The 15061-nt window shown below is 36.9% G+C and carries 9 protein-coding genes; 7 read left to right on the top strand and 2 right to left on the bottom strand.

Annotation, left to right across the window (positions count from 1 at the left end; all coding sequences use genetic code 11):
- Positions 1-389: 389 nt before the first annotated feature.
- Positions 390-1169, bottom strand: coding sequence for a reverse transcriptase domain-containing protein (locus AC5LWL_RS04410; protein ID WP_493433185.1), 780 nt, complete (start codon positions 1167-1169; stop codon positions 390-392).
- 832 nt (positions 1170-2001) lie between these two features.
- Between AC5LWL_RS04410 and AC5LWL_RS04405 the strand changes: the two genes are divergently transcribed.
- The 6 genes from AC5LWL_RS04405 (at position 2002) to AC5LWL_RS04380 (ending at position 10285) form a co-directional block, all read left to right on the top strand.
- Complete coding sequence (locus AC5LWL_RS04405) at positions 2002-3654, top strand: spore germination protein (RefSeq protein ID WP_493433184.1); 1653 nt, start codon at positions 2002-2004, stop codon at positions 3652-3654.
- A gap of 205 nt (positions 3655-3859) precedes the next feature.
- Entirely contained in the window at positions 3860-5200 is a 1341-nt protein-coding gene (locus tag AC5LWL_RS04400) for a transposase family protein (protein ID WP_493432582.1), read from the top strand.
- A gap of 139 nt (positions 5201-5339) precedes the next feature.
- Positions 5340-6500 carry a Ger(x)C family spore germination protein gene (locus AC5LWL_RS04395; protein ID WP_493436541.1) on the top strand — a complete coding sequence of 387 codons (1161 nt, stop codon included), beginning with the start codon at positions 5340-5342 and terminating at the stop codon, positions 6498-6500.
- 305 nt (positions 6501-6805) lie between these two features.
- The gene (locus AC5LWL_RS04390; protein ID WP_493433183.1) at positions 6806-7909 is read left to right on the top strand and encodes a GerAB/ArcD/ProY family transporter; all 1104 of its coding nucleotides are present in this window, start codon (positions 6806-6808) and stop codon (positions 7907-7909) included.
- Between the two features lie 67 nt (positions 7910-7976).
- Entirely contained in the window at positions 7977-9086 is a 1110-nt protein-coding gene (locus AC5LWL_RS04385; RefSeq protein ID WP_493433182.1) for a GerAB/ArcD/ProY family transporter, read from the top strand.
- 101 nt (positions 9087-9187) lie between these two features.
- On the top strand, positions 9188-10285 hold the full coding sequence (locus AC5LWL_RS04380; RefSeq protein ID WP_493433181.1) for a GerAB/ArcD/ProY family transporter: 1098 nt from the start codon (positions 9188-9190) through the stop codon (positions 10283-10285).
- Here AC5LWL_RS04380 and AC5LWL_RS04375 read toward each other — a convergent pair.
- Entirely contained in the window at positions 10282-10515 is a 234-nt protein-coding gene (locus AC5LWL_RS04375; protein WP_493433180.1) for a YczF family membrane protein, read from the bottom strand. The genes AC5LWL_RS04380 and AC5LWL_RS04375 overlap by 4 nt on opposite strands.
- A gap of 420 nt (positions 10516-10935) precedes the next feature.
- Between AC5LWL_RS04375 and AC5LWL_RS04370 the strand changes: the two genes are divergently transcribed.
- Entirely contained in the window at positions 10936-13944 is a 3009-nt protein-coding gene (locus tag AC5LWL_RS04370; protein ID WP_493433179.1) for a S8 family serine peptidase, read from the top strand.
- Positions 13945-15061 lie beyond the last annotated feature (1117 nt).

Raw genomic sequence — 15061 nt, 5'->3', positions numbered from 1 at the left:
TTGTGGGTCTTCCACTTGAAATACTCCCTTAACATCAGCCCGTAGGTTCCCACGTTCCGTACAAACGCCTGTGTTATGTTCATGCCACCTTTATGCCGCCCATCACTTAGACAGTAAACAGGTTTCCTCTAAGCTCATCCTAGATTAACGACTACCCCCTAGTTTTGATGGAGTCTCTACGCTTTCGACATTTCCGTAAGTGGTTCACATGTTCGTTCATCTCCATAACACGCACTTGACAGTTCTTGACTGCCTTTTCCTTAACGCTCCATACCATAGCTTTTGACTACAGCACCTTAAGGTAGTTTGAAATCTCCACCTGTATGGCGATTCCGACGGGCCCACCGTCATCATTTGTACAGCATAGTTGCTTTGAGTAGTCTCGCTACTCACGCACACTTTCGTGGCGCACAGTCATCTGCGTACCTAACGATATACGCTTGCCCCTTACATTGTTTTCTTACCACCTTCTCAAACCATAAGTCCAGCACATAGTGAAGATAGATATTGGCTAGTATGGGAGAAATAATGCCACCCTGTGGCGTTCCTGTCTCCGTTTTATACAGCTTCCCCTCTTCCATATATCCACCTTTTAAGAACCTAGCTATTAATCTCAGGAGACTCGGATCATTTATGCGGTGTTTCAGAAACTCCATCATCCATGTATGATCCACATTGTCAAAGAACCCTTTGATATCAGCGTCGACAATATAGTTGGTATATCTATCATTGATATACACATTCAGTATTTTCAGCGCATCATGACAGTTACGTTTTGGACGAAAACCAAAGGAACTATCCAAGAAATCCTGTTCATAGATGGCATTTAAGATTTTCGCTACTCCTCGTTGCACTATTTTATCTTCATGTTCAGGGATACCTAATGGTCTTTTCTTGTTTCTTCCTGGTTTGCCTATATAGGTTCTACGAACTGGAACTGGTCGATAACTTTTCTGCTTCATACGTCTTACCAAATCAGAAATGTTTGTTTCCAACTCTAGCTCGTATTCTTCTTTGGTGGTCTGGTGTATGCCAGGTGCTTTTCTGTTTGGTAATTCATCATGACACTGTTTCAATGACGACTCGTTCAATAAGTGTGTGAGTGATGTAAACTTCATTTTTGGTTGAGATTTCGCTACTTCTGCTATCCTTACTGGTTTTGTTTCCATTCCATCACTATCTCCGTGTATAGTAAATGTTTCTCCATAAGGGCTGTAATAGGGTAGCTGCCTTTCCTCCATCAGAATTACCCGATTTCATTGGTACTACACAGCTATCCGACTTCCTGTCAGCTTTTGGCTTGCTTACTTTTTATCGCTTGGTTCGCCATACTCTCTATTCCTCTAGAAAGACTAAACAGGACCTCCCGAGTTGCTACCATATATCGATGTATAACGTGCCGAGGTCACCGACTCCGAAGAGGTTTCTGTTTTCTTGCCATTTGACGAAAACAGAAATATTGCTTTCTGTAGAGACTAACACATCAGCCCTCTTGTATGCAGATTTCGGAGCTCCATCCCTTCAACCATTTGGCTTACGGCCCATTACCTCGCTGTCTACGCTTAAAAGCAAGAGTTACCCCTTGCCCTCCAAGACTCGCTACGAGTGAATGGCTAGTTCTTTCTCGGTGGGAATTCCACCCACTATATATGGCAACCTAGGCTCGGTCGCTCGGTCTCACCTGTCTCGCAATCCCCATAGGAGTCGAGCAGCCGCCTCTCCAAACCAAAAATTTTATTTTATTGAAATTTACGGAAATTTAAGTTATGACATTGGTTTTGAACCAGCATTCATTTTTTTGTAAAAAACAAAATTTGAAAAACCTAGTTAAATTTTACTAAATAAGTTGGGCTCAACTAGCTAAATAAATGCTTCCATTACTTTTTTTTATCTCCAATAAATAGCGTGTATGAAAATAGAGAATATAGGAAATTTTAGTATAGTATGGAGAATAAAATATTACATCATTCTTTACTATTCTAACGATGGAGCGTATATAACATGAACAGCTCATGGAGTCGACTAACAAAATCAAAAAAAAAGAAACGAGAAAAGCAATCCGTTCAGTATGTTGATAAAGAGTTATATTCAATAACAGAAGAGCTCGATATAGATGTTGATATTAATATTAAAAATATTAAACAAGCATTAGGAAACAGCAGCGACTTAACCATACGTGAATTTAAGATGGGAGAACCATTTAGGAAAAAGATTGCTACCATTTATATTAACGGGTTGACCGATAAAGAAATTATGGGCAGCTTTATTATTGATAAATTAATGAATGATATTTCTATTGCAGAACATGCAGATGATTCTATCTCGACCCAAATAGGCACCTTCATCAAAGACCATATTATCGCGATTACACATGTAGATGAAATAAAGGACTGGAAAAAGCTCTTCCTTTTTCTTTTATCTGGTCAAACCATTGTTCTTGTTGATGGATGGAACCAAGCTATCGGCTGCGCTGCGCAAGGTGGAGAATTAAGAGCAATCACAGAGCCAATAGCTGAACCTTCCGTTAGAGGACCAAGAGATAGCTTTACAGAATCACTGATTACGAATACTTCATTAATTCGCACAAGAATTAAAACACCTGATTTATGGCTTGAAACAAGGGAATTAGGCAGTATTACACAAACGGAAATTGGCATCATGTATATAAATGGGCTAGTTGATAACGATCTTCTCACAGAGGTAAGGGAAAGACTAGACAAAATAGAAGTAGATGAAGTAACTGGTTCTAGTACGATTGAAGAATGGATAAGCGATACTACCGCTACCCCTTGGCCGACCATGTTTGTGACAGAAAGACCTGATGTTGTAGCTGGCAACCTGCTTGAAGGACGTGTTGTTATTTTCGTTAATGGAACCCCGAATCCTTTAATTTTACCAGCAACATGGATACAATTTTTCCAAACAGCGGAAGACTATTATCTACGTTGGACCATTGTAGGGTTCTTAAGAACCATTAGAATTATTTCCCTTTTAATAACGCTTCTTGGCCCATCTCTATTTATTGCATTTTTATCGTTCCATCAAGAGTTGATCCCTACTCCCTTGCTGATTAATCTCGCAGCCCAAAGGCAGAATGTTCCATTCCCCATTATTATCGAGGCTTTATTGATGGAATTCACTTTTGAGGTTTTGCGCGAAGCTGGTATAAGGATGCCTCGACCGGTTGGGCAGGCTGTCTCCATCGTAGGTGCTCTTGTATTAGGGGAAGCAGCCGTTTCCGCGGGGATAGTTTCGAGTGCCATGGTAATTGTTGTGGCAGCAACAGCAATCGCCAGTTTTACCATTCCTCATTATGGAATGACAGATGCAATACGTTTACTTCGTTTTGTGTTAATGATTTTGGCTGCCACCTATGGTCTTTTCGGGATTGGACTAGGTGTCATTATTCTAGTTGCACATACTTGTAGCTTACGATCTTTTGGCATTCCCTACTTAGCGCCTTTTTCTCCTATTATTTTAGCGGATCAAAAAGATGCTATTCTCCGAGTGCCATTGCCCTTTATGTCTAAACGCCCGCGGCTAATTAATCAGACAGGAGCGAAAAGAACAGGAAGCACAAAAAACCTTGGACCAACCTCTAGAAAAACGACTAAAGAAAATAAACAACCAAAGAGTGATCCCAATGAAACATAATATTATTTTTTTATTCTTAGTATGCACCTCTGCTGTTTTTTTAGCTGGATGTTGGGACAGTACAGAACTGCCAAGGCTTAGCATTATTTCAGCCAGCTCTGAAGAGTAAAAGTTTTTCGAGATAATTCCACCTAACACTCGCCAAATATAGGATAATTAGGATATACAAAACCCTATTATATTGATATTTGGGAGGATTTTTTTTATGATAACTAGAAAAGACAAACGTGATAAAGAAAAAGGGATAAACTTTTTATTCGAGTTTCTGAAAACGCAGAAACACTTTTTTAAAGATTTTAATAAGTTGCTTAAAAAAGTAAAGGATCCAAGACACCAGGGCTATACCATTTATGACCCAGAAGTCCTTTTGATGATGGTTATTTTAAAAAACACCTGTAATCTAAAAAGCATGCGTGAAATGACGAATGAATTCAACAAGGACGAGTGCATTGAAAATATAGGAAAAATTTTAGGGATTGAACATTTGGAAGAATTACCCCACTATGACACAATCAATAATTTTCTTTCTCGGTTGAAACCAGCAGAACTTGAACATATCCGAACGTACATGATCAAAGAATTATTGAAAAAGAGGTGCTTTGATTCTTATCGGATTGAGGGGAAATATTGGGGCGTTATCATTGATGGTACAGGCATTTTCACGTTTAATGAAAAGCATTGTGACCACTGCTTGAGACGAAATTACAAGGAAAAGGATAAGGAAACGGGTGAAGAAAAAACAAAGACCATCTATATGCATCACGTCCTAGAAGCTAAATTGGTTGTTGGAGATATGGTGCTGAGTGTTGACTCAGAATTTATTGAAAATGAATCGGAAGACGTGGAGAAACAAGATTGTGAACTAAATGCTTTTTATCGATTGGCTACAAGACTTAAAGACACATTCAAACGGCTGCCCATCTGTATCATTGCCGATAGTCTTTATGCGTGTGAAAAGGTCTTTAACCAATGCAAGAAATATAAGTGGAACTATTTATTTCGATTCAAGGAAGATCGCATCAAAAGTATTGCCAGTGAGTTTCAGGTATTAAAAAATATGGAAGACAATGTCTTGAATATAAATGAAGATAGCCAACAAGGAAGAATTACTTGGGTGAACGGAATTGTTTATAGGGAACATCAACAAAGTGTGCTGGAATACGAAATGGAGACGAAAAAGGGAAAACAAAAGTTTCTTTTCCTTACCAACATAAAAATCACAAAAAAGAATGCCAAAAGGCTCGTTAACACTGGACGAAGCCGTTGGAAAATAGAAAACGAGGGATTTAACAGACAAAAAAACCTACGCTATCACATTCAACACGCAAGCAGTAAAAATTACAATGCCATGAAAAATCATTATTTATTGGCCCAGATTACAGAAATCATAATGGTGCTTCATGAGCAAGGGTCGAAAGCATTGAAGCGCGTCAAAAAAACGGTAAAAGAAATATCCTCGCGACTGTTAGAAGCCTTGCGCGGGCAAACACTAACAAACGAGGATATAGTACAACTGGGAAAACCAATGCAAATTAGATTTACCTAGTGCCATAATTATAACAAAAGGATGTGGTGTTGGGAAAGAGAAAAGTAGTTATCCACAATTTCACAATGGAAATGACGAAATTGGCTTGTCTTTTTTGGTAAAAAGGACGAAAATGACAATGGTAAATTTTTACATGTGAATAAGTTACTTTAACATCTTTCACATTTTTTTATCAAAGTTTACTCCTCGGAGCTGTATTTCAGCCATCGCCATTGACAAAGACGATACGGACGATAATAGGTTTCGAACCACTGTACAAATTATTAATCCATCCCAAGTAGCTGGTGGCCAGCAAGGAGGAAAGGTACAGGCATCTCCCGTTAAAACACTCAGCAGTACTGGCAGTACCTTATCGGAGTCTCTTCGAAAGATTTCGCCAATGGTTCCAGGACATCTGTTTTTTCCACATATTCAAATAATGATAATTGGTGAAGATGTAGCTAAAGATGGCATTCAAAGCTTATTTGATGTCATTGAACGGGATTCTAAGTTTCGGCTCCTTTTCCCCGTTTTAGTGGCAAAAAACTCTTTAGCAAAAGATATTCTTCAAATCACCACCCAATTATACCCAATTCCTTCAGATGAAATAGTAAAAAACTTGCAATCATCTGAAGATGATTGGGGAGAATTCATCGGTACACAAGCAGATCAAGTTATTGAGGGATTGAAAGAAGGAAGTCTAGTTATTTCAGGAATTAAAGTACAGGGAGACAAAGAACAAGGAAATAAAGCAGAAAATATGCAGCAAATCTCTCCAAGTGCAAGAATAGAACTAGGTGGACTAGCCCTTTTTACTGATGGTAAGCTAATCGACTGGCTGGATGATGAAACAACTAGAGGCACTACCTGGATTATGAATGAAATAAAAAAAACAGTAGTAAATTTGGATTGCAAAGAAATGAAAAATGCAATCGCTGTGGAGATTTACCGATCCACTACAAAAACAAAAATCAATATGATTAACCAGCAGCCTGAAATTAATATACATGTTGATGCAGAGGGAACTATTTCAGAAACGCTTTGTTCTGTCGATCTTTCAAAGCCCGAAGAAATAAAACAGCTGGAAAAAGACTTGGAAACAAAAATAAAGGAAGAAATCAGGAGCACTATAACTATTGCCCAAAATGAAAAAAGTGATTTTTTAGGATTTGGTGAACAAGTAAACATAAAAGACAAAAAAGCTTGGAAAAAGATCGCCAAGAAATGGGATAGTGAAGTATTTCCTGAAACAAAGGTCAATGTAAAAGTAGAAGCATTTATACGTCGAACAGGCATGCTTACTAATCCATCATCGAATTAAAGAGCGGTGGTAAGAAAAGCGCAAGCGCCTTGTTCAGCCCCGAAAAAAAATGTTCTCTTGACTCAAAAAGTGTTCTTTACTTTTAGAGGCAAGAGGCAATACGCACAGGGGCTAGGCGCTGGCCGGCTAAATACACGTAAAAGAGGAAAATCGATTAAATACGCAACATCGATTAATTCGCATCCTGCGAACCTTATTGTCTTCGCCGACACTTGTACATTCTGTACGGCGAAGCTAGACACTTATCAGACTGCAGAAAACTTAAACTTTCTTATCTTTCAAGAAAAACGGAGGATTATCTAAATGTGGAGAAATTTAAAATAAGCGTTATTCAATTATTCTCAATGATGTTTATATTTGATATGGGAACTGCTTTGGTTGTTAGCTATGGAATTTCAGCAAGAAAAGATGCATGGATTGCCATTCTTTTATCTATGGGAGGAGGGGGTATCTTATTTATAGTTTATTATTTATTATACCGCCAATATCCAACACTTCCCCTCACAGGCTATGCAAGAAAAATTTTGGGAAAATACGCAGGTTCCTTCATTGGTTTTTTATACATTATTTACTTTTTGCATATCGCCTCTAGAAACATTCGTGAATTTGGTGATTTACTTGTCTCTTCTACTTTAAGAGAGACTCCTTTAATTGCCATCATCATTCCTTTAGTTCTTGTGATATGCTATGTGATTTATTTAGGAATTGAAGTGCTAAGCAGAACATCAGAAATATTTATTGTTATTTTATGCTTCTTTGGATTAGCAGGAAATTTTTTGGTTTTGATTTCTGGCAATGTGGAGGTTCATAACCTCCTTCCTTTATTAGAAAACGGATGGAAACCCATTTTAAAAACCTTTTTCCCTTATACCATAGTTTTTCCTTTTGGGGAAATGATTGTTTTTACGATGATTCTTCCCTATTTAAATCAAGCTAAATATGTGAAAAAAGTATGGCTTTCTGCCATAGTGGCAAGTGGTGTTATTTTAAGTTGGACCGTGAGTTTAAATATTGCCGTTCTTGGGGTTAATGCAACAGAACGTGCCTCTTTCCCTACCCTTACAACAGTAGGAACGATCAATTTGCTTGATTTTGTGCAGAGATTAGATACTATCATCGTATTTACTTTATTAATTACGGTTTTTTTTAAAGCATCTATTTATATTTATGTTTCCTTGTTGGGAATAGTAGATTTATTTAAATTGAAAAACCATTATCGGATTACGTTTCCAATTGGAATGATTGTCATCTATTTATCAATGGTCATATCCGCTAATTTCCAAGAACATTTCAAAGAGCGAGAGATTATATCCCCTTATTTTCATGTAACTATGATAATGATAGTTCCATTGGTTATGTTACTTGTTTCCTTTATTCGAAAAACGTTTAAAAAGAAATTCATCTCTTAATGAAACACTCATTACCCGATTAATGAATAATCCTATATCCCTTTAGACAGGAGTAATTTTATAAACGATGGAAAAGGCTAAACTTAGTGTTATTCAATTATTCTCCATGATGCTTATATTTGAAATGGGAACTGCTTTGGTGATCAGCTATGGAATATCGGCACGAAAAGATGCTTGGCTTGCTATCCTTTTATCGATGACTTGCGGCATTATCTTATTTTTTATTTACTACTTCTTATTTCGTCAGTATCCTAGTCTCCCTCTTACAGCTTATACACGGAAAATTTTCGGCAAACTTTTAGGCTCCTTTATTGGTTATATATATATCGTTTACTTTCTGTATATTGCCTCCCGTAATATTCGTGATATCAGTGACTTGCTGGTTGCATCTGCTTTAAGGGAAACACCATCAATAGCCATTATTATCCCATTGGTGCTTTCCATTTGTTATGTCCTTTTTTTAGGAATAGAGGTGTTAGCTAGAACTTCCGAAGTATTTATTGTTATTTTAGGTTTTTTTGGGGTGGCAGGAAATTTGTTTGTATTAGTTTCAGGCAATGTGGAATTTCACCATTTGCTTCCTATTCTTGAAAATGGCTGGAGACCTATTTTAAATACCGCTGTTCCTTATACTACTGAATTTCCTTTTGGCGAAATGATGGTATTTACAATGATTCTTCCCTTTTTAAACAAGGCGAAATATGTGAAAAAAGTGTGGCTTTCTGCCGTAATCTTCAGTGGGTTCATTTTAAGTTGGACCGTCAGTTTAAATATTGCTGTACTAGGAGTGGATGTAACAGAACGAGCAACATTTCCGACATTAGCGACTGTCGGCAAAATCAATCTGTTGGATTTTGTGCAAAGATTGGATGCCATTATCGTATTTACTTTATTGATTACGGTATTTTTTAAAGCAGCAATCTTTATATATGCCGGGGTTATGGGAATAGTAGATTTATTTCATTTAACAAGCCATCATCGCATTCTGTTTCCGATTGGTACCATTGTCATTTATGTATCCTTTATAACAGCATCTAATTTCCAAGAACATATAAATGAAGGCAGAGATATATCCTATTACATACATCTACCGCTGCTGATGCTTCTGCCATTTATTATGCTAATCTTTTCTTTTATTCGAAACAAGTTCAAGAAAAAAGCTAAACATATGCACTAAATTCTCGCAAAGAAAAAAGTTCTTTTGTTCTCAGTGTGGGTTCATCATGTTCTAGATAAGAGGAAAAAAATCGTCTATATGATAGGAAGGATTAATGAAAAATGGAAAAGGCTAAAATCAGTGTCATTCAACTATTTGCAATGATGGTTATTTTTGATATGGGTACGGCTTTGGTTATCAGCTACGGTCTAACAGCTAGAAAAGATGCTTGGATTGCTATCCTTTTATCCATGGGTGGAGGGGTTATCTTATTTACTATTTATTACTTTTTATTTCGTCAGTATCCAAGTCTTCCTCTTACATCCTATATACAGAAAATTTTCGGCAAGCACTTAGGCATGGTTATTGGTTATATATATATCTTGTACTTTCTCAATATTGCTGCTCGTAATATCCGTGATATTAATGATTTACTGGCTTCATCTACTTTAAGAGAAACACCATCAATAGCTATAATTACTCCATTGGTGCTCGCCATCTGCTATGTACTTTATTTAGGAATTGAAGTGTTAGCTAGAACTTCCGAAGTATGTATTGTCATCTTAATTTTGTTTGGTGCAGCAGGAAACTTCTTTATTTTAATTTCTGGAAATTTAGAATTTCATAATCTGCTTCCAATTCTTGAACAAGGGTGGAAACCCATTTGCACAACTATACCCAAAATTATTCCTTTACCTTTTGGAGAAATGATTGTATTTACCATGCTGCTCCCCTTTTTAAACAAAATTAAATATGTAAAAAAGGTCTGGCTTTCTGCCATGATCTTAAGTGGCATCATTTTAAGCTGGACCGTAAGTTTAAATATTATTATTCTTGGAGTAGATGTAACAGAACAAGCTACTTTTCCTACTCTTACAACAGTAGGAAAAATTAATCTGTTAGATTTTGTGCAAAGACTAGATGCCATTATCGTGTTCACTTTGCTAATCACTGTATTTTTTAAAGTATCCATTTTTATATATGCTGCGGTTATGGGGATAACAGATTTATTCAACCTTAGCAGCCATCATCGTATTTTATTCCCGATTGGGGTTGTTGTTATCTATATATCCCTGACTATGGCAGCAAATTTTCAAGAGCATCTAAAAGAAGGACAAGAAATGCTTTATATTATGCATTTGCCTTTACTTCTAATCATTCCTATACTGATGGCCATAATCTCTTTTATTCAAACAAGATTCATGAAAAAAGGAAACTAGTTTCCTTTTGTTTTATTTGTTTTCGCTTTCCTAATCATTAGTATTTGCTGTCCAGCCACAATAATAACAAGTCCAGCTAATACAACATATTCTCCTGCATGCATAACTTTGAAAGGATTGATAAGATTGCCAATTGATTCTGACAGACTAATGCCTCCCAGTAGATCTACTGTGACAACAAGCAATAAGGAACCTGACAATACTGCAATAAAAATGCTTAATAATTTCATATAATTTTACCTCTCTCCTCTATTTTCTACATGTACTAGTATTAGTAAAAAAGAGGAATATTAAACGAAAGCACCAAGAAAAAGAAACCCTTCCTCCTCTTCCTTTCTATATTCTACCAAATAAAGTAAATCTCTACGGGCAGTTTCACCTAGCTTCCTTGACTTCACATCATTCACTAGATGGGAGTCCTCCCTAATGTCATCAAGCTAAACTTCAATATATTGAAAATAGAATGAAGAGCGAGGATATGCGTTGGGTTTTCCGAGGCTTATTGCTTGTTAAGCCTGGAATATACTTTGCTTCAATTAACTGATATCTATTTATTTCAATCCTTTGATTTATGCTCTTCAACCAAGTATGGTAAAATCTACTTTATACTAATCTATAAACTTAATAGATATCATAGGAGAAGAATGCACATGAAAAAAATGGCTATATTGTTGATTCTCTTCTTATTTCCTTTTGCATCGAATAGTTTGGCAGAAGAAATACAGGGAAAAAGCAAGCTGTCTACGTTTAATACTGCAGAACGCTTTGATTCAAACAAAAGGTTTAACGAACAAGAATTAATAATAAAATTTAAAACAGGCATGACAGAAGACGAAAGATTATCTCTTTTATCTTCCGCTCACTTGAAGGAGCAATCTTTTTATAAAGGCTTATCTTTAGTAAAAGTATCCCCTCAACAAACACTAAAAAAAGTAGCTGATCAATTATTAAAAAAGGACACTATTGAGTTTGTAGAGCCCAATTACCAAGTAAAATCAGCTTATATTCCAAAAGATTCAGCCTATAAGAAACAATGGTACTTAAACAAAGTGAATAGCGAAAAAGCATGGGATACAACAAGCGGATCCCCTAAAATTACAGTTGCAGTAATAGATGGAGGCATGCAAACAGACCATCCCGAATTCAAAGGGAGGATTGTTTCGCCTTATAATGCTGTTACTGACAGTAAAACCATTACTGCTGATTCTCATGGAACACATGTAGCAGGAATTATTGCCGCAGCAAACGATAATAAAGGAACTGTCGGTATCGCACCCAAAGTCCAAATTATGCCAATTGATATTTTCACAAAAGATGGAGCAGATTCCTATGATGAATCGGTTGGTATTATGTATGCTGTTGATCATGGAGCAAATATTATCAATATGAGTTATAACAGCCTAGATTATACATATGTAGAAGAGTATGCTATTGATTATGCGACAGAGAAAGGGGTTGTGTTAGTTGCAGCAGCTGGAAATGAAGGCAATACTTCAGCTAATTATCCTGCTGCGTATAATTCGGTTATTTCCGTGACAGCTACTGATGAAAAGGACAGGCTGACAAGCTATTCAAATTATGGAGCTTCTGTTGATATTTCAGCACCAGGAGATGCCATTTATTCTACTGTCCCCACAAACAGCTACCAATCAATGAGTGGAACCTCCATGGCAGCACCCGTCGTATCTGGAGTTGCAGCATTGATTCTATCGAAAAACCCACTATTGACACCTGAAGAGGTAAAGCAGCTATTAGTTTCTACTTCAAAAGATCTTGGAGTAAAAGGATGGGATGAACGATTCGGCTATGGTCGAATCGATGCAGAAAAAGCATTACTTAATACTCCTGTTCCTCTAAGCAAAATAACTGTCAGCTCTCCTTCCTTCAAAATAAATGGGCAAAATAAAACCAAAATGTCTATTTCTGTTTATAAAGGAAGTAATGTTGCATTAACGATAGAAAATACAAATAAAAAAACAATAAAAAAAATTAGCTCCTTTAAAAAATGGAAAGGCGGCAACCTTGAGGGAACTTGGGACGGTACAGATGATCAAAATCAAATGGTTCCCGCGGGGAAATATAAGGTGGTCGTAAAAGCCAAGAATAACAAGGAAATCGTTACAACTTCAAAAACAATAACAGTCACTCATGAAAACACACCAAAAATAACGATGCAGGGCAGCTCCACTGTCCATTTTTCACCGACAAGAAAGCAGAAAGGAACCGTTTCCTTTCAATTAACAAAAAAGGCAAAAATAGATGCAAAAATAATAAATAGCCAAGGAAAAGAAAGCAAGATCCTTTTATCAAAAAAACTATTTACTGCTGGAAACTATTCTTTATCCTGGGATGGTACTGATAAAGGGAAAAGAGTGGTAAAAGACGGTACCTATCAGTTAGTACTCTCTCTCTCAGACAGCAAGAGTAAAGCAGCATACGCTAAAATGGTCGTGGATACAAAGGCAGCGTCTGTTAAAGAGAAAAACTCCTCTTCCATTTTGCAAATGAATGGAAAAAAACAAATAAGTTCAACGCTCGAATTATCAGAGGACTCTACTGTGACAGCTTTTATTCGCACGGATAACGGAAACAAAATAAAAAGGTTAGTCCACAATAAAAAGGTCAAAGCAGGAAAAACAGCATTTAACTGGAATGGAAAAAATGATAAAAAGGCTTTTGTTCAGGAAGGAAACTACTATTATTATTATGAAATAAAAGATAAGGCAGGGAATACTACAAGCAAAAACAGCACTGCTTTTTATGTACAAGATTGGCAAAAACCATCGTTGACAGTGGATGATGTAAATTATGATAAAACAGCCGTGGAACATTCGATTCCATTTACCACTTCAAAACACGGAATCGTACGAATGGAGATAAGAAAAGAAAAGACAACTGTCAAAACACTTGAAAAAGAGACAGAAGCGGGAAATCAATCGTTGTCCTGGGATGGCAAAGATAATAACGGGAACATATTAGAAGATGGGTCGTATGAAATAATGGTTACCTTAATAGATCCCTATCAACAAAGCATATCAAAAACAGCAAAATTAATCCCTTCTTTCCAATTAGAGGCACCAGATGAGGTTCAATATAATTCTAATTATGAAGCAGAACAAGCGGCCGAAGTATATTATCATATTTCCCAAAACGCTAAGGTGACCATCATTATCTATGATACATATGGCAACCTGATTAAAAATATCCAAAAGCAAGCACCAGTGAAATCCGGTATTAATCATTTTCAATGGAACGGAAAAGATGAAGAGGGCTATTGGGGCATGGACGACCAATTCAGCTATGAAATAATAGCAGAAACAGATGGAAATAAACAAAGTTTCAAAGGAAAAATGACTACTGAAAAACCAGCCTGGCTTCAACAAGAGCAATTATCAAAGGTGCCAAGTAATGAGGAAAAATCTTATACAAAAGGAATTAATCTTGCTATCACAACAACTGGTAATATGTCATTAGTATGGAATGTGTATAATCAAGAAAATAATCTAATCAACAGCCAAACATTTCAGCTAATACAAGGATTATTTACTTACTATTACGAAAAACCATCTCTTACTGAGAATTACCATTATGTGCTTAACTATACCGATCATTTAGGAAATAAGTTTACACAAGAATACGATGAATACGCATTTAACTAAAAATAATCTCTCAGAAAGAACAAGCCTTATTTCTGAAGCTAGACGCTCATCTAGCTTCAGAATTTTATGCGCTTTTTCCTAGGTGGTTTCAACATTGCTCACAGGACGCGAGCAATGTTGAAAATCCTCAGTTAGAACTAAGAAGCAAAAATTAAGCCAACGAAGAGATTCAACTTGTCCTTTTTACCGGACATTTAAAAAGAAGCTGGGACATAAGTATCCCAGCCAAAAAAAAAACCCAAACCATGATACGAAGATGTAAAAAATATTTCGTATCATGGTTTTGGTTTTTTATTCATGTAAAAAAGAAAGTTTGTAGTAATCACCCGCAGCCTGCATACACTTCGCTTTCCATGGGGCTCGGCTTTAGCCGCTTCGGCCCTTGCCTGCAAGGTCTCAGCTTCTTCCCAGCGGAAAGCGAGTGTTTGTAGCGTAATGGAACAACATAGTTTTTATACTTAACTACTCAAACTTCGCACCATCAAATTCGTTTGCAAGTCTTGATGTTACTCGGTTTAACAATAAAATGGGAAGCTTGTTTTTTATTGTGGGGGTTGCTTTCCACTACGGGTTGCTTCGCTTTCCGCGGGGTGGGATCTGAGCCTCCTCGGCGTTGCCTTGCGGGGTCTTTAGCCTTCCCACATTTCCCGCAGGAGTCTTCGCACCCTCCGTTACAAGCAACCTGTTTTAGAATAAGTTCTTGTCTTCGAATTTCATTGCAAGGTATGGTGACTAAACACTAGTAGCGTTGATTTTTTATGTTTATTATTCAACGTTGTACTCCCAAAATGTGTCGCTTTTAGTCTATTTCTATCAGATGGATGTTTTCACCAGTTCAACGACAGCAACTAATGAATCAAAACGGCTTGATTGGAGTGTAAGGTGCGAGACTCCTGTGGGATTAGCGGGTTAGATGAGACCCCGCAGGCGCTTGCGCCGAGGAGGCTCATCGCACGCCCCACGGAAAGCGAGCATCCTGAAACGAGAATCTTGCCCCTATTTATAAGGAATGTTTGCAAGATTAATCAATCACCCTTTTCTAATTACTCTAAACCAAGTTATGCTAATACATGAAGAGGAATTTATAACTGCGAAGTTTAAGTTAACTCTATTAAAA

Source organism: Niallia sp. WK069_GA_01 (genome assembly GCF_983173855.1).
Note: the sequence above shows the minus strand (reverse complement) of the source record. Positions and strands in the feature narration are given on the sequence as shown.